At 74.0% G+C, this 15,994-nt stretch carries 12 protein-coding genes; 1 reads left to right on the top strand and 11 read right to left on the bottom strand.

What is annotated here, in order from left to right; all coding sequences use genetic code 11:
* Positions 1-125: 125 nt before the first annotated feature.
* The 8 genes from AB0M97_RS00060 to AB0M97_RS00025 form a co-directional block, all read right to left on the bottom strand.
* On the bottom strand, positions 126-773 hold the full coding sequence (locus AB0M97_RS00060) for a peptide deformylase (RefSeq protein WP_365958349.1): 648 nt from the start codon (positions 771-773) through the stop codon (positions 126-128).
* Positions 774-936: 163 nt separating this feature from the next.
* Positions 937-1,176, bottom strand: a complete 240-nt coding sequence (locus AB0M97_RS00055) for a hypothetical protein (protein WP_365958348.1) — start codon at positions 1,174-1,176, stop codon at positions 937-939.
* Between the two features lie 429 nt (positions 1,177-1,605).
* The gene (locus tag AB0M97_RS00050; RefSeq protein WP_365958346.1) at positions 1,606-2,139 is read right to left on the bottom strand and encodes a DUF4396 domain-containing protein; all 534 of its coding nucleotides are present in this window, start codon (positions 2,137-2,139) and stop codon (positions 1,606-1,608) included.
* A gap of 272 nt (positions 2,140-2,411) precedes the next feature.
* Positions 2,412-3,728 carry a SidA/IucD/PvdA family monooxygenase gene (locus AB0M97_RS00045; protein ID WP_365958345.1) on the bottom strand — a complete coding sequence of 439 codons (1,317 nt, stop codon included), beginning with the start codon at positions 3,726-3,728 and terminating at the stop codon, positions 2,412-2,414.
* Positions 3,725-4,330, bottom strand: a complete 606-nt coding sequence (locus tag AB0M97_RS00040) for a GNAT family N-acetyltransferase (RefSeq protein ID WP_365958344.1) — start codon at positions 4,328-4,330, stop codon at positions 3,725-3,727. The genes AB0M97_RS00045 and AB0M97_RS00040 overlap by 4 nt, the downstream gene beginning before the upstream one ends.
* Positions 4,327-6,126 carry an IucA/IucC family protein gene (locus AB0M97_RS00035; RefSeq protein ID WP_365958343.1) on the bottom strand — a complete coding sequence of 600 codons (1,800 nt, stop codon included), beginning with the start codon at positions 6,124-6,126 and terminating at the stop codon, positions 4,327-4,329. The genes AB0M97_RS00040 and AB0M97_RS00035 overlap by 4 nt, the downstream gene beginning before the upstream one ends.
* Positions 6,123-7,658 (bottom strand): pyridoxal-dependent decarboxylase, encoded by a 1,536-nt coding sequence (locus AB0M97_RS00030; protein ID WP_365958342.1) that lies wholly within the window; start codon positions 7,656-7,658, stop codon positions 6,123-6,125. The genes AB0M97_RS00035 and AB0M97_RS00030 overlap by 4 nt, the downstream gene beginning before the upstream one ends.
* Positions 7,659-7,670: 12 nt before the next feature.
* Entirely contained in the window at positions 7,671-9,482 is a 1,812-nt protein-coding gene (locus tag AB0M97_RS00025) for an IucA/IucC family siderophore biosynthesis protein (protein WP_365958341.1), read from the bottom strand.
* 192 nt (positions 9,483-9,674) lie between these two features.
* On the opposite strand from AB0M97_RS00025, the gene AB0M97_RS00020 reads away from it, so the two are divergent.
* Entirely contained in the window at positions 9,675-11,192 is a 1,518-nt protein-coding gene (locus AB0M97_RS00020; protein ID WP_365958340.1) for an MFS transporter, read from the top strand.
* Between the two features lie 112 nt (positions 11,193-11,304).
* Here the strand turns inward: AB0M97_RS00020 and AB0M97_RS00015 are convergent, their stop codons facing one another.
* The 3 genes from AB0M97_RS00015 to AB0M97_RS00005 are packed head-to-tail and all read right to left on the bottom strand — an operon-like array spanning position 11,305 to position 15,238.
* Complete coding sequence (locus AB0M97_RS00015; RefSeq protein ID WP_365958339.1) at positions 11,305-13,383, bottom strand: iron ABC transporter permease; 2,079 nt, start codon at positions 13,381-13,383, stop codon at positions 11,305-11,307.
* The gene (locus AB0M97_RS00010) at positions 13,383-14,378 is read right to left on the bottom strand and encodes an iron-siderophore ABC transporter substrate-binding protein (protein ID WP_365958338.1); all 996 of its coding nucleotides are present in this window, start codon (positions 14,376-14,378) and stop codon (positions 13,383-13,385) included. Before AB0M97_RS00010 ends, AB0M97_RS00015 begins: the two co-directional genes overlap by 1 nt.
* 50 nt (positions 14,379-14,428) lie before the next feature.
* The gene (locus tag AB0M97_RS00005) at positions 14,429-15,238 is read right to left on the bottom strand and encodes an ABC transporter ATP-binding protein (RefSeq protein WP_365958337.1); all 810 of its coding nucleotides are present in this window, start codon (positions 15,236-15,238) and stop codon (positions 14,429-14,431) included.
* Between the last annotated feature and the right edge of the window lie 756 nt (positions 15,239-15,994).

Here is a 15,994-nt window from a genome sequence, read left to right as displayed (position 1 = left end):
CATTGTTGCTGCGGGCGGCGGGGCTCTCCTGGGCGCACGCGCGACCGGCAGCGGGCGCCGGTGTCAGGGCCTCGGTGTCCCTTCCCGCGTGAGGGCGAAGGGCTGCGCGTGCGCCGGAGGCGGCGTCAGCGGGGCAGCTCGAAGCCCAGCTCCCGCGCCGCGTCCTCGGGCGTCGGCCGGTTCCAGCGCTCGGTGATCGCCGCGCTGGAGGACAGCGAGCGCAACTCGGCGCGGTCCAGGTACAGGACGCCGTCGAGGTGGTCGGTCTCGTGCTGGACGATCCGCGCGGGCCAGCCCGTGAACACCTCGTCCAGCGCGCGCCCGTGCTCGTCCTGCCCGGTCAGCCGCACCTGTGCGTGCCGGGCCACGACCGCCTGCCAGCCCGGCACACTCAGGCACCCCTCGAAGAACGCCGCCCGCCCGGTGCCCACGGGCTCGTACGACGGATTGACCAGCACCCGGAACGGCTGCGGCACCCGCCCGCGCGCCACCCGCACGTCCTCCGGCACCGGCGCCGGATCCTCCAGGACCGCGATCCGCAGCGGGACGCCGACCTGCGGGGCCGCGAGACCGACGCCGGGCGCAGCGCGCATCGTGACGCGCAGGGCCTCGACGAACCGGGCGAGCAGCGCGGGCTCCAGCTGCCCGTCGAACGGCTCGGTGCCGCGCCGCAGCACCGGGTCACCGGCCGCCACGATCGGCAGCGGGCCGTCCCCGGCGAGGAGTTCCTCCACCGTCTCGGCCAGCGGTACGGGCCCGCGCGCAGATCGCATGGCGCCAGCATGCCACGCCCGGTCCGCCCCTTTCAGGGGGCGAGCCCGGGCGTCCGGGACGCTCCCACTCCGGCCCGAAGCCACCCGCGAGCGCGGAGGCGATGCGCAGTCAACGGATTCGGTTGCACATTCCACTACCGCGCGCTCGCTGTGCGCACGGGCACTACGCGGACAGCGCGGACAACGCGGACAACGCGGCACGTTCCGCGTTGGCGCGCTCGGTGACGCGGGCGAGGACTCGGCCGGCGGCAGCCAGGTCGTCCGCGGGGATGCCCGCGTAGATCCGGGCGGACATCTCCCCGGTCTCGCCGTTGACGGCGTCGTACAACTCCCGCCCCGCGCTGGTGATCCGGACCCCGGACCCCTCGGAGGCAAGCACCCCTCGACCGACCAGCTCCTCCACGACGCCCGCTCACCGTCGGAGAGCGCTCTCCCAGCATTCCGAGGGGGAACCGGCTCCTGTCAACGCGGGGTGGGTGGCCGATGCGGCCCACCGGGCAGGGCCCGACTCATGACTACGGGCCCGGAACACGTGTCCCGGGCCCGTCAAAGGCCGTGTGATCAGGCCGCTTTGGCGGCGCCGTGCTCGCGGATGACGGCCGCGTAGCGGTGGCCGCTCGCCTTGATCAGGCGGCGTTGTGTCGGGTAGTGGGAACGGCGTCAAGGGTGGGCGCGGGACTGATTGCGGGGGTGTGGAGGGCGCAGGAGCGGAAGGCCCCGGCGCGAGCCGGTCGTACGGTTGCCGGCCCACGGCGGAGCGGTCCCGCCGCAGGGCTGCGACGGCTGGGTTTCGACGAGGGCGGGCGCCCCGGGTTTTCCGCGCTGTCGGTGGTCAGTGGTAGGCGTGGACGACGGCGTGGCCCTTGCCGCGGCCGATCATCCACTTGTTGACCGGGGTCGTGATGACGAAGGCCACGACGAAGCCGCCCAGCAGCGCCGACCAGAACAGCGCGTCGGACAGATGGGCGTCCATGGCTCCCGGCGTCAGGGCGATGATCGCGTTGTCCACGAACTCCATGACGGAGATGGACGCGGTGTCGGCGGCCAGCGCGACCTTGACCGCGGACCGGAGGTCCAGTCCGGCCCGGACCACCGCGAACAGGGTGAAGGAGTAGCCGAACAGGAACGCGAGCGTGATCGCCAGAACCATGGTGGGGACATTGCCCCATCCCAGCGCGGTGCCGATGACCATGCCGAGGATCTCGCCGATGGCGCATCCGGTCAGGCAGTGGAGGGTGGCCTTCACCGCCGTGAACCAGGAAGCGCCGTGGCCGGTGCCGCCGTGGCCGCTGTGGTGGTCGGCGTGGCCGCCGTGACTGGCGTGACCCTGATGATCGGCGTGACCAGTGTGACCGCTGTGGTCCATGACCTTCCTCCTCGCTCGGTTCCCTGTGGCCCGTCCGGGCCTCGCCATCGCCAACGATATACCCCCCTGGGGTATTCCGCCTCCTGGCGGTGAGCCGACGCGAGGTGGCATCCCGGCACAGAGGGGAGCGGCCGACGCGACCCTCGGGCGCGCCCCAGGACCGCGGTGACGCCGTCCGGGGCGGACAGCTCCTCGCAGGGGTGTTCCGCATCCTGCCGGTCCGTATCCCTGCCAGTCCGTGTCCCCGAGGCCGTGCGGCGGGCCGACCCGGCCTACGACACCCGCCGAGGCGCCTGGAACGTGGTGAACGCGCTCTTCTTCGGCAGCCGGTAGGTCTCGCGGCCCGTGACGGCGTTGAGGATCGTGGCGTTGCGGACCGCGCCGATGTCCAGGTTGGGCGCGGACACGCCGTGGGCGTGGACCTCGGCGTTGGCCACGAAGATCCGGCCGGTGATCCCCTCGGCGAGTTCGACGGAGTGGTCCAGGCGGACCCGGGGCCGGCCCCGGCCGTCCCGCAGCAGCAGGTCGTCGACCGGCGCCAGGAAGGCGGGCGTCCGGTTGCGGTAGCCCGTCGCGGCCACCACCAGGTCGGTGGTGTGCTCGAAGACCTGGCCGGTGTCGCGGTGCCGGCAGGTCAGCGCCGTCCGCCCCGTCCCGTCCACGGCCGCCGATTCGACCGTGATCCCGAAGCGCAGCTCCACGTCGGCCAGTCCGTGCTCCAGCTGCCGCCGGTAGAGCAGTTCGTGGATCTCCTCCAGGGTGTCGGTGGAGATGCCCTTGTAGAACTGCCACTGCTCGCCGGCCAGCCGGTCGCGCACCTCCTCCGGCAGGGAGTGGAAGTACCGCATGTACGCCGGAGTGGTCATCTCCAGCACCAGCTTGGTGTAGTCGAGCGGCGCGAACGACGAGGTGCGGGTCAGCCAGCTCACCGCCGGGCCACCCTCGATGTTGCGCCCGAGCAGGTCCACCACGACCTCGGCACCGGACTGGCCGGACCCCACCACCGTGACCTTGCCCGCGCCCGCCACGTCGGACGTCCGGTACAGGTACTCCGAGGTGTGCAGGAGCCTCTCCCCGGGCAGGCCCGCCAGGGCGTCCGGGACGTACGGCGCGGTGCCGATGCCGACGACGAGGTTGCGGGCGGCCAGCCGCACCGGGGTGCCGTCGCCCCGAACGGCGTGCACCGTGAAGCGTTCGGCGGCGTCGTCCCAGTGGACGGCCCGCACGTGGTGCGAGAAGCGCACGGAGGGCAGTCTCGCCGCCGCCCAGCGCAGGTAGTCCTCGTATTCGCGCCGCGACGGGAAGAAGTTCTCCCGCACGGTGAAGGCGTACAGCCGGTCCATGTCGTGCAGGTACGACAGGAACGACAGGGGATGACTGGGCGCGACCAGGGTGACCAGGTCGGCGAGGAAGTTCACCTGCATCGAGGCGTCGCCGAACATCATGCCGCGGTGCCAGGTCAGCTCGGGCTGCTCCTCCAGCACCACCAGGTCGAGGCCGTCCACGGTCGAGGCCAGCGCGGCCAGGCCCAGGTTGAAGGGGCCGCAGCCGATGGCCACCACGTCGTGCTCCACGGTGGGGCCGGTCATCGCGGCATGTCCTCCTCGCGGCGCGGGCGGACGAGCAGCGCGGCGGTCTTGCCGGGCAGGGCGACCTCTCCCGCGGGCCGGAACCCCGCGGCGGTGAACGCCCTGAGGGAGGGCGCGTTGTTCACGTCGGGCTCCGCGACCACCCGGGTGCACGCCGGGTCGGCGGCCAGCAAACCCGCGGCGAGGGCGCGCAGCAGCGACCGGCCCAGGCCCTGCCCGGTGCGGTCCGCCTCGCCGATGGCGATGTGCACGCCCAGGTCGTGCGGCCGGCACGGGTAGTGTTCCGCGAGCCCGTCGCGCAGCACCCGGTACACCTCGATGTACGCCAGCGGCCGGCCGTCCAGGTCGACCAGTACGGGCAGGACCGCCTCGCCCGCCAGGTGCCCGGCGATCTCCTCGGCCCAGCGCTCGCGGGGCCACGCCTGGTGCCAGAAGGTGTCGATGTGCGGCGACTGCATCCAGCGGTGCACCAGGTCCAGGTCGGCGCCCTCGGCGCGCGCGACCCGGGCCGACCAGGGGGCGCCCAGGCGGGGCGGCGGAGGGGCGGGAACGGTGGCCGCCGGGGCGGGCGGGTCCTGCCGTACCGGCTGTAACGACGTCATGGTGCGGCCTCCCGCAAGGGGTTGGGGGCGTCGAGGTAGACGGACTGGGCGTCCAGGGGTGCGAGTACTTCGTCGATGCCGTGCAGCCGGGTGAGCAGGTTGCCCTTGCACGGCAGGGTGTCGGCCTCCAGCCAGCGGCGGGCCAGCCGGTCGCCGTCGGGGCCGGCCGCGGCGAGCGCGGGGAGGGCGGCCCGCAGCCGCTCGGCCAGCACGGCGAGCAGGCGGCGCTCGTCCGCCAGGCCGTCCACGGCGAGGCATCCGACGACCGACAGCGCCTGGTTGCGCAGCAGGTAGTACGACAGCCGGTCGTCCACGAGGGCGTCGTCGACGACGGCCAGCGTGGAGGAGTCCGCGCCGAGCCGCTTCAGCAGACCCGGCAGGTACGACGCGGCGAGGTAGTAGCCCTGGTTGTCGCGGAACGTGCCGCCGGTGACCCGGCCGTGCGCGTCCAGCCGGACGAGGGTGTTCTGCTGGTGGGCCTCCAGGCCGATGCCGGTGGCGGCGTACAGGTGCAGCATCGGCACGAGCACCTTGTCGGTGTAGTCGGCCGTCCACCGCTCGGCGGCGCCGGGGCCGAGCGCGGCGACCAGTTCGCCGAGGGCGCTGCGGCCGAGGCCGGGGCGCGGTGCCACCAGGCCCACCAGGCAGCGCAGGCCGGCGATGCCCCGCGGCACTTCCCGCACGGCGACGTCGAGACCGGTGACGTCGGGCCCCTCGGGCCGTCCCGGTTCGTCCACCGCGAGCCAGGCCGGGTCTCGGGTGACGGCGAAGCCGGGGTGGGACCGGAAGGTGCTGTCGGCGTACCCGGCGTCGAGCAGCCGGTTGATCTCCAGACCGCGGCGCAGCTCCGTACGGGTGGACTCGCGGCGGGAGTTGGTCAGCCGCAGCCCGAGGGACAGCTTCAGCATCACGTCGGCGTCCGGCCGGTACACCGTGCGCACGCTGGAGGTCGGCCACCACGTCGGGCCCAGCTCGCCGAGCGGTTCCAGCGCGCCGGAGGCGACCAGCGCCTCGATGCGCGGGCGGTGCAGCAGGTCCCGGGCCTGCCAGGGGTGGGCGGGCACCAGTACCCGGCCGTCGCCGGGGCGGTGTCCGGCCAGGTCGGCGAGGAGCGCCACGGTGTCCCGGCCCGCCAGCGACGGCGCCCCCTCGACCGCGTCGTGCGAGACGACTGACGGATCGGCGGCGAACCAGTGCAGCCGGAAGGAGCCGCGCAGCTCGGGCGAGAACGCGGCGGCGTCGCGCTCCGAGATGCCGTCGCGGCTCTTGGGCGCCGGATGGTTCAAGTGGCCCAGCAGCAGGGCCTGTTCGGCGTCGAGGAAACCGTCCACCCCGGCCGGCGGCTGCGGGCGGCTGCGCCGGTCGGCGATGAACGCGGCGACGCGGCGCACGGATTCCGCGGTGCGCTCCACCAGGTCGGCGACCTCACCGGCCGGGACGCCCCCGGGCCGGCCGCCACCGCGTACGGCGGCCTCGGTGGACAGCAGCGCGACCGCCGTCACCGGGTCGGCGACCGCGCCCAGCGGCCCCGCGGGGCCCTCCAGGCGGGTGGGGGCGAACCGGTGCCAGCCGGTGGGCGAGCAGTGGGTCACCTCGGTGACGAGGGCGAGCCCGCAGGCCGGCAGCTCGACCCGGAGCGGGCCGGGCGCGACCGGGGTGCCGGTCTCGCGCAGCCAGCAGCGCAGCAGCGCCTCGACGTGGGCGTGTTCGGCGGCACCGCGCGCGTCCAGCTCGTGCAGCGGGTCGGCGCGGGTGACGGCGGGTACGGGTGCCGAGGCCGCGGTGGTGGTGCTCATGCGGCGCCCTCCTCGATGAGTCGTTCACAGCTGCGTCCGGCGTCGAGGACGGTGTCCACCAGGCCGTCGATGTCGTCCGGGGTGGCGGTCGGGTTGAGCAGGGTGAACTTCAGGCACACCCGCTTCGGCGAGCCGGGGCCCGCGGCCCCGGCCTCGGTACGTCCGACGAGGGCGCTGCCGGACTCCAGCAGCCGGCGGCGCAGCGCGCCGTTGAGGTCGTCGGCGGCCGACGGGTCCGCGCCGCGGTAGCGGAACACCACGGTGGTCAGTTCGGCCGGGGCGACGAGTTCCAGGTCCGGTTCGGCGAGGATCCGCCGCTCGGCGTGGCGGGCGAGGTCGTGGCAGGCGTCCACCATGCGGCCCATGCCGGTCCGGCCGTACGCCAGGAGGGTGGCGGCGGCCTTCACCGCGTCGGGGCGGCGGGTGGTCTGCAGGCTGCGGCCGAGCAGGCCGTCGTAGCCGGCCTCGCAGTCGTCGGCCGGGTTGAGGTAGGCGACCTCCCGGCCCAGGGAGGTGAAGGCCGCCGGGTCGGAGACGAGCAGGACGCTGGTGGCGGCGGGCTGCCAGCCGAGCTTGTGCAGGTCGAGGGTGATCGAGTCGGCCAGCTCCAGGCCCGCCAGCCGGGGGGCCAGCCGCTCGGAGAACAGCGCGCCGAACCCGTAGGCGGCGTCGACGTGCATCCACACGCCGTGCCCGGCGGCGATCTCGGCGATCCGCGCGAGCGGGTCGACGGAGCCGAAGTCGGTGGTTCCGGCGGTGGCGACCACGGCGACGGGTGTGCGGTCGGGGCCGAGCGAGTCCAGGGCGGCGGCCAGCGCGTCCGGCCGCATGCGCCGGTGGTCGTCGACCGGCAGCGGACGGACGGCGGACTCACCGAGTCCGAGGGCGGCGCAGGCGCGGTGGGTGGAGAAGTGGGCGAGTTCGGAGCAGAACACCACCGGGCCCGGCAGCGCCACCACGCCGTGCTCCCGGGCGTCGATGCCGCGCCGGTGGGCGGCGGCGTCCCTGGCGAGCAGCAGACCGAGCAGGTTGGACAGCGAGCCGCCCGGGGTGAGGACGCCGTCGGCGCGTTCGCCGAGCCCGGCCAGCCGGGTCAGCGCCCCGACGAGCCAGCGTTCGACGGCGATGGCCGAGGGCCCCGAGTCGTACGTGTCCAGCGAGGCGTTCCCGGCGCTCGCCAGGGCGTCCGCGGCGACCGCGACCGCCAGCGCCGGAGGCTGCAGATGGGCGGCGGCCCGCGGGTGGGACAGGTCGATGCCGTGCTCGACCAGCACGGTGGCCAGCAGCTGGAGCGCGGCCCTGGACCCGAGCCCCTCGGCGGGCAGCTCGGCGGCCCCCAGCGCCTCCGTGGCGGCGGCGAGCACCTCGGCCGGGCTGCCCGCCGGCACGGGCCCGTGCGGGCGGCGGGCGGTGGACGCGGCGTCGACCGCCTCGGTGAGGACGGTGAGCACCTCCGCGAGGCCCTCGCGGGAACCGGCGAGCAGCGGCGGCAGGTCCGGCCGCACGGGCCGGGTTTCGGTCAACGGTGTCACGGCCTGTACTCCTCAGCCTTCCGCGAGCGGGTTGGGGTGCGTGCCGTTCGGGTACAGCGCGTGGCGCAGGGCGCGGTCGCCGTAGCGGGTGACGACGATCCGGTCGCGGTTCAGGCCGTACCGGGGGATCTCCGGGGTGAGCAGGTCGTACTCGGCGAACCGCTCGGCGAGCTCGGGGAACCGCTTCTGGAAGCCGAGGACGGTCTGGCGCACCAGACGCCAGAACGTCTTCTCCGGCACGCCGAGCTGGTCGGCGCAGAGCGGGGCGAGGTAGCGGAAGTGGCCGACGAACACCTGGTCCACGACGTGCTGGCGGATGACGGAGGGGTGCTTGCGGGGCAGGACGTGGTCGTGTCCGTCCGGTTCGGGGCCGCGCTCGGGCACATCGGTGAAGGACACGCACACGTCGTCGACGAAGTCCTTCAGGTACAGGCGGGTCGGTACGTCGTTCTCGTCGTACCCGAGGAGGGTGTTCTGCCCGTGCGGGTTGAACGTGATCCCGTAGCGGTACAGCACGTGCAGGATCGGCACGAGCAGCGTGCCGAACAGCCTGCGCAGCCATTCCTGCGGGTCGAGGCCCGAGGCCCTGACGAGTTCGGCGACGAAGGCGTTCCCGGCGTGGTCGACGTGCAGCAGCGAGGCGAAGGTACGGACCCGTTCCCCGGGGTCCCGGTGGGCGGACACCGGGTCGCGCCAGATGCAGCCGAGGGTCTCCAGGTGCTGGTAGGGCGCGCCTTCCAGCTGGGACAGGTAGGGGTGGCGCACGGTCACGGAGGCGACCTCGCCGAGGAAGACGGTGCGGCATTCGCCGGTCAGGAACGGGTCGCGGGCCACGAGCCCGCGCAGCCACTGCGTGACGACGGGCGCGCCCGTCGTGCAGTGCGGCGGTATGCCCCGCCAGACGAGGGTGTTGAGGATCTTCAGCGGGAGTTTCACGTCGTACCGCTCGGGCGTCGTGACGTTCGCCATCGTGCGGATGGACTGGCCGGGCAGATACGCGTCCGGGCTCTCGCCCAGCGGGACGATGCGCCGCTGCGCCACGTCGGCGGCGTGCAGGATCTGGACGGCGTGGTCCCACTGCCAGGGGTGCACGGGCAGCCACACGTACGCGGCCGGGTCGAGTCCGGCGCCGGTCAGCGCCGCGGTGAAGCGGTCCCGGGTCGCCTCGTCCAACTCCCGTGCCAGGATGCTCTCCTCGGACAGGTCCGAGGTGCCGCGGAACTCGGCGAGGCCGCGGTGGACGGCCGCCCACTTCAGTCTCAGCGGCTGCGCCGACTCCGGGGCATACTGGCGCACGTCGGTGGCCGAGAAGCCGATCCGTCCCTTGTTGGCGATGAGCAGGTTGTGCCCGGTCATACGGCACTCCAGCTCGGTGTGGCCGAGCGCGCGCAGCTCGGCGACGCTCTCACCGCCGTGGGTGAGGCGCGCGGCGTCGACGGCGAGTGTGGCGGACAGCTCGGTGAAGTAGGTGGCGGCGGTCGACGGGTCGGTGCCGAGCGTGGAGGCCGCTTCGAGGAAGAACTGCTGGGCGTCCCAGGCGGGTTGGGCGATGGTGTTGCCCAGCATGCTGGTGGCGGTGCGGGTGATCGAACCGGGGTCGACGCGCAGCCAGCCGAACGCGCCGGGTACGGCGTTGAACTCGTAGGTGGTGCCGCTGTCGAGGTCGACGCGGTAACCGCCGGCACCGGTCTCGGTCGCCTTGAGCATGTCCTCGAAACACCACTCGCCGATCGCTTTGGCGAGCAGTCGTCGGCCGGCTTCCCGCCAGGCCTCGGGGGTCACGTCCGGCAGCGCGGGCACGGGATGGTCGGCGGGGATGGGCATCAGGGAGGCTCCGATGTCTGTCTGGACCGTGGCGCTCCGACGCCTGGACGTCCGAGCGGCCTCACATTAGGTTAGGCTTACCTTATGAACAAGGCCAACTTCCGGCCACGGGACGGGAGTTGACGCCGGATGTACCGTCAGCTTCCGTGCCCTGTCGGCCAGTTCCCGAGCCGCACTACGAGGTGATCAGCGGTGTCGTCCCGCCGTCGTACTCCCCGATGGACGTTCGCTCTGGTCAGCGCCGGTGGCGTGATGATGACGCTGGACGTGACCGTCGTGAACGTCGCCCTGTCGGACATCGCGCGCGATCTGGACACCGGGCTGGACAGGGTGCAGTGGACCGTGTCGGCGTACTCCCTGGCGTTCGGCGCGCTGCTGCTCACCGCCGGGGCGCTCTCCGACCGCACCGGGCGCCGGGCCGTGTTCACCGCCGGAATGGCCCTGTTCACCCTCGCCTCGGCCGCCTGCGGCCTCGCGCCGGACGCCGGTGCCCTCATCGCCGCCCGCGCCGCACAGGGGCTGGGCGGCGCCATGGTGTTCGCGCCGACGCTCGCCCTGATCGCCGCCGCCTACGACGGTGCCCGCCGCCGGGCCGCGATAGCCGCGTTCGCCGCCGTCGCCTCGGCGGCCGGCGCGCTCGGCCCCGTCGTCGGCGGCCTGTTCGTCCAGCTGCTCGGATGGCGGTGGATCTTCCTCGTCAACGTGCCCGTCGGCATCCTCGTCGTGGCCGGCGCGCTCGCCCGCATGCCAGAGTCCGCGGCGCCCGGCGGCACGCGGCGCCGCGTCGACCCGCTCGGCGCGGTGCTCGGCGTCGGCGCGCTCCTGGCGCTGCACTACCCGCTGGTCGCCGGCCCCGAAGCCGGGTGGACGGCACCGGAGGTGCTGGTCTCGGCGGCCGTCGGGGCCGCCCTGTCCGTGGCGCTGGTGGCCAGTCAGCGCCGCGGAGACGGCCTGATCGACCTGACGCTGCTGCGGATCCGGGCCTTCTCCGGGGCCGCGGTGCTCGGCTTCCTCGCCCGGCTGTCCGGTCTGGGCGTGCTCGCCTTCCTCACGCTGTGGCTGCGGAGCACGTACGCGTACTCCGCGCTGGAAGTCGGCCTCGCCCTGCTGCCGCTGACGGGCAGTCTGCTCGTGGCCGGGCTGTTCGTCGCCCGGCTCCAGAAGGCGTACGACGCCGACGTGCTGGTCGCCGGCGGCTTCGCGGCGCAGGGGCTGGGGCTGCTGTTCCTGGCCGCCGCGGGCGGGGCGGGCGGCGGCCGGGCGGCCACGGTCACCGGTCTGGTGCTCCTCGGTGCCGGAGGAGCGGTCGTCTTCCCACCGCTGATGGGCGTGGCGGTGAGCGCCGTGCCCGCCGACCGCGCGGGAATGGCGTCCGGTCTGACCAACGCCTGCTATCCGCTCGGCACGGCGACGGGTGTGGCGGCGTTCGGGGCGGTGTTTTCGTGGCGGTTGGAGGGCGGTCCGGGCCTGTCGGCGAGCGCGCCGGGGAGCGACCCGGCGCTGCGGGAGGCCGTGGAGACCGGCCGGTTCGAGCTCCTCGACCCCGCGCTCCGGCCGCTCGCCCGGTCGGCGTTCTCGGGCGCCTTCACCGCGGTGTGTCTGACCTCCGCGCTCGTCTGCCTGCTCGGCGTACTGACCGCACGCACGCTCAGGCCCGAGCCGGAGACCGCGGGCGGCAGGGCGAAGGCGCGTGTCTCACGGGTGTCCTAGCCGCGCCTCGTGAGCCCGGCAGCTGGGCCGGGGATGCCCGATGAGGGCCACGGGGCCAGGACCACCCGCCTGCCACCCCACGCCGCCACGCACACCCATAGGGTTTCCGCCCTCACACCTCCCTGCCCCGCCGCAGCAGCCACACCAGATACGGCGCCCCCACCAACGCCGTCACCACGCCCACCGGGATCTCCGTCGGGGCCAGCAGCCAGCGGCCGAGGGCGTCCGAGGAGACGACCAGGACCGCCCCCAGAACCGCGGCCATCGGCACCATGCGCGCGGTGCCGTTGCCGACGATGCGCCGGGCCAGGTGCGGGGCGACCAGACCGACGAAGCCGACCGCGCCGACCGCCGCGGCCGTACCGGCCGCCAGCACCGCGCCCGCGCCGAGGACGAGCAGCCGGGCGCGGCCCAGTTCGAGCCCGAGCGCGCGCGGCAGCTCCTCGCCGAGGGCGAGCAGGTTCACCGGCCGGGCGGCGACCACCAGCAGCACCGCGGCCAGGGCGGGCAGGGCGAGCCAGCCCAGCGCGTCGAAGTCCCGGCCGTACGTGCTGCCCGCGAGCCAGCCGAGCGCGGACGCGAGGTTCATCTGCGCGCCCACCACCATGATGTTCACCAGCGCCATCGAGGTGGCGGCGGCGCCGAGGCCGACCAGGACCACCCGGGTCGGGTCCAGTCCGCCGGGGCCGCCGCTCCTGGTGCCCCGGGCCACCAGCACCACCACGACGAGCATCAGCACCCCGCCGATCCCCGCCGCGGCGGGCAGCGCGGCCAGCGGCGCCGAGGGCACGACGAGGATGACGGTGATCGCGCCGAGGGAGGCCCCGCCGGTCACGCCGACGAGCCCGGGCTCGGCCAGCGGGTTGCGGACCACCGCCTGCACCGCCGCCCCCGCGACGGCCAGGCACGCCCCGGCGAGCGCGGCCACCAGGATGCGCGGCAGCCGGTAGGAGACGACGGCCTCGGTGATCTGCCCGGCCGAGCCGAACAGTGCCGCGCCGAGCTGGCTCCAGCCGATCTCGACGTCGCCGACGCGCAGCGAGACGACGATCGCGGCGGCGAGGGCGAGCAGCCCGCCGCCGAGCGCGACGGCGTAGCCGGGCGCGCGGCGCCGGTCGGAGACGACGACCGCCGCCCCGGTGTCGGCGTCGCCGGTGCTGACCCGGCGGGCCATGGCCATGAAGACCGGGCCGCCGATCAGCGCCGTGACCACGCCCACCGGGATCTCCGCGGGCTGTGTGGCCGACGGCGTGACGATCAGCTGGGCCGCCCCGTCGGCGCCGAGCACGAGCGCCGAGGCCAGCAGCCCCGCCAGGGGAATGAGCAGCGCGTGCCTGCGGATGCCCAGCTGCCGCACGATGACGGGGCCGATCAGACCGACGAAGCCGATCGGGCCGGCGAGGGAGACGGCCGAGGCGGACATCAGGACGGCGACGAGGAAGGCGGCGGGCCGGACGCGCTCGACGCGTACGCCCATGGCCTGAGCCGTTTCGTCGCCGAGCGCCAGCAGGTCCAGCGGGCGCGCCAGGAACGGGGCGATCAGCGCACCGGCCAGCACCACCGCGCCGAGGGTGAGCGGCCGTTCCAGACCGGACTGCAGCAGGGTGCCGTTGCCCCAGAAGAACAGTCCGCGGGTGGCCTGCACGTCGAGCATCTGCAGGAACTCCGCCGCCGAGGTGGCCGCCAGGGCGACGGTCGCCCCGGCGAGCAGGACCCGTCCGGGCGTCAGCACCCCGCCGCTGGTGAGCAGATACACCACGGCGACCGCGGCGAGCCCGCCGAGGAACGCCGCGCCCCCGGCCGGAATCGGGCCGAGGCTCACGCCCGTGAAGGCCACGAGCACCACCGCGAAGTACGCCCCGGCGTTCACCCCGAGCGTGTCGGGGGCCGCCAGCGGGTTGCGGGTCGCCCCCTGGACGAGCGCTCCGGAGACGCCGAGCGCGATGCCGACGACGAGCCCGGTCAGGGTGCGCGGCAGGCGGCTGCCGACCAGGATGTCCCCGGTGCGGGGATCACCGCGCCCGAGGAGCAGCTGCACGATGTCGCCGATGCCCACCCCGGACACCCCGAGGCCGAGGTGGACCACGCCGACCAGGCACAGGACGAGTGACAGGCCGCCGCCCACGAGCAGGGCTCGTGGGCGGCGGCCGGACGGCCGGACCGGAGCGGCCGTCAGTCGTTCCGCGGCCATCAGACCTTCAGGGCCTTGCCGGTCTCGTCGAGGAGGTGCAGCGCCGACAGCGGGCCGCCGAACAGCCAGGTGCCGGGGTCGAGCGGCAGCGCCCTGTCGTTCTTGACGAAGTCCAGGCCCTTCCAGACCGCGTTGTCCGCGAGGTCCCCGGTGAACGGGTTGTCGTTGTCGGCGGCCACGTACAGGAACGTCGCGTCCCTCTCCACCCTGGTCAGGCCCTCGACGCCGACCGTGGTCATGCCCCACGCGTCGGACTGGCCCTTCCAGCCGTTCTTCAGCCCGGCGAGGTTGAGTACCTGGGGGGCGATGGCGTCGTCGGTGAGCATGCGGATCGAGGCGGCGCCGTTGGCGGTGAAGCCCTGGGCGAGCGCGTACTTCAGGCCGCCCTTGCCCGCCTTCCCCAGCCGGGCCTTCAGGTCGGCGGCCTTGGTGTCGATCCGCTGGTTGACCTCGGCGGCCCTGTCCTCCTTGCCCACCGCCTTCGCCAGCTCGGTGAAGTTCTTCTTCATGGTCTCGAGCTGCGGCTTGGTGGTGTACGTGAACGACAGCACGGGCGCGATGGCCCGGAGCTGCTTGAGGTTGGCCTTGGAGCGGTCGTTGTCGACGACGATGAGGTCCGGCTCCAGCGCCTTGATCTTCTCCAGGCTCGGCTCGTTGCGGTCACCCACGTCCGTGACCTGGCCCGGCAGCTCGGCGCCCTCGGCGGTGATCCACGTGCCGTAACCCTTGTTGTCGGCGTTGCCCGTCGGGGTGACGCCGAGCGCGACCAGCTCCTCGGCGTACGTCCACTCCAGCGTCACCACCTTCGCCGCGGGCTTGTCCAGGGAGACCTTGCCCTGCGCGGTGTCGACGGTGATCCTCCCGCTCGTGGTCTTGTCCCCGCCCGTCGTGCCGTCCGCGGTGTCGCCGACCGTCCCGGAGCCGCAGCCGGCGGCGGTCAGCACGAGCGCCGCAGCGGCACCGCCCGTCACGAGGGCGCGCAGCATTCTGTGCATGGTGAACATCTCCTTGTTGCCGAAGAGTCGAGGGAAGGCCGGCCGTGGGTTCAGGACGCGGCGGGGGCCGCGGACCGCTGCGGGAAACAGGCGAGGTATCCGGTCTGCGGATCGCGCACGACGTTGACGCGCAGGCCGAAGGCCCGGTCGATGACGTCGGGGGTGAGGACGTCGTCCGGGGAGCCGGACGCCGTGATCGCGCCGTCGGCGGCCACCACGACGTGGTCGGCGTAGGCCGCCGCCTGCATCAGGTCGTGCAGCACCACGCCGCACGCGATGCCGTGCTCACGGGCCAGCCGCCGCACCACGTCCAGCACTTCGAACTGGTGGCGCATGTCGAGGTACGTCGTGGGCTCGTCCAGCAGGAGTACGCCCGCCCGCTGCGCCAGCACCATCGCCAGCCAGGCGCGCTGGCGCTCACCGCCGGACAGCTCGTCCAGCCTGCGGTCGACCAGGGGAGCGGCGTCGGTGACGTCGAGAGCCCAGTCGATCGCCTCGGTGTCCTCGGCGGTGTGCCGGGCGAGGGCGCCGCGATGGGCGTACCGGCCGTGCCGTACGAGCTCACGGACCGTGACACCCGCGGGTGCCTGCGACGACTGGGGCAGGAACGCCAGGCGCTGGGACAGCGCGCGGCGCCCGAGCGAACGGAGCGGCGTGCCGTCGATGCGTACCTCACCGGAGAGCGGCGGCAGCAGACCGGCCACCGTGCGCAACAGGGTGGACTTGCCGCAGCCGTTGGGACCGACCAGGACGGTGATCTCGCCGGCCCGCAGCGACAGGTCCACCTGCTTCAGCACCGGGCGGCCCGCGTGCCCGACGCATAAGTCCCCGGCCACCAGACGGACATCGCCTTCGGACACCGCAACCCCCTCCTGCTGCCGCACTGACCGCGCCACCATACAATTTAGGTAAGGCACACCTAATGGGTCGGCTTCGATGCGGGCAACTTGTGACCATGTCGATATCTGCCACACCCTCCGCAGCCTCAACTGCCCCTGCCTGACAGGCGGATGGGGCGCTCGGAGAGCAGTAGGCCGTCAGGTGCGCAGCTCCGCACGCCGATCACGGCTTCCTCGTCGTCCGCCGCCGAGGCGACGCGCAGGCCGCGCTCCCGGACGGCGCCGGTGACGAGCGGGCGGACCGTACCGGCGGCGGGCACCACCGTGTGCGGCGCGGCAGCTCGGCGAGCACCTCCCGCGTCAGCCGCGGCGCGCGCCCCAGGATGTGATCAGCACCTCCACGCAGTGCCGTTGCGGACGGCAAAGCAGGGTCCCGGCGTCCGTGCCGGCGCTCACGGCGTCCACCGGGCCGGTCGGCTCCGGCCGGCCCGGGGGCCCGAACAGTTCCTCGCGCAGGGTCGGGGAGAGCGGCGCGGCACGGTGGGCGGGGCAGCGAGGGCCGCGACCACACCATGTCCTCCTCAAGGGTGGTCGCCTCCCATGGTGGAGCAAGGCCGCGGGCGCGGCACGGTCACCCACTGCCGCCGCCCGGCGTGACTCTGGCCGAACTTCGCCCGCGCGTCTTTCGGACGAAGAGGAGCGCGGGGCGGCCCGACCACGCCCACCCGCCGGGCGGCTGCCGCGCCAGAGGCACCAGCGCCCCCCCGGCGCAGGCCG

The organism is Streptomyces sp. NPDC051207 (genome assembly GCF_040682395.1).
Classification (GTDB): domain Bacteria; phylum Actinomycetota; class Actinomycetes; order Streptomycetales; family Streptomycetaceae; genus Streptomyces.
This window is presented reverse-complemented; position numbering and strand designations above follow the sequence as displayed.

What these genes read in the sequence shown, in the direction of transcription:
- AB0M97_RS00050 (WP_365958346.1), bottom strand. Translation starts at nt 2,139, where the DNA reads ATGGACCACAGCGGTCACACTGGTCACGCCGATCATCAGGGTCACGCC.
- AB0M97_RS00045 (WP_365958345.1), bottom strand. Translation starts at nt 3,728, where the DNA reads ATGACCGGCCCCACCGTGGAGCACGACGTGGTGGCCATCGGCTGCGGC.
- AB0M97_RS00025 (WP_365958341.1), bottom strand. Translation starts at nt 9,482, where the DNA reads ATGCCCATCCCCGCCGACCATCCCGTGCCCGCGCTGCCGGACGTGACC.
- AB0M97_RS00010 (WP_365958338.1), bottom strand. Translation starts at nt 14,378, where the DNA reads ATGCACAGAATGCTGCGCGCCCTCGTGACGGGCGGTGCCGCTGCGGCG.
- AB0M97_RS00060 (WP_365958349.1), bottom strand. Translation starts at nt 773, where the DNA reads ATGCGATCTGCGCGCGGGCCCGTACCGCTGGCCGAGACGGTGGAGGAA.
- AB0M97_RS00040 (WP_365958344.1), bottom strand. Translation starts at nt 4,330, where the DNA reads ATGACGTCGTTACAGCCGGTACGGCAGGACCCGCCCGCCCCGGCGGCC.
- AB0M97_RS00015 (WP_365958339.1), bottom strand. Translation starts at nt 13,383, where the DNA reads ATGGCCGCGGAACGACTGACGGCCGCTCCGGTCCGGCCGTCCGGCCGC.
- AB0M97_RS00035 (WP_365958343.1), bottom strand. Translation starts at nt 6,126, where the DNA reads ATGAGCACCACCACCGCGGCCTCGGCACCCGTACCCGCCGTCACCCGC.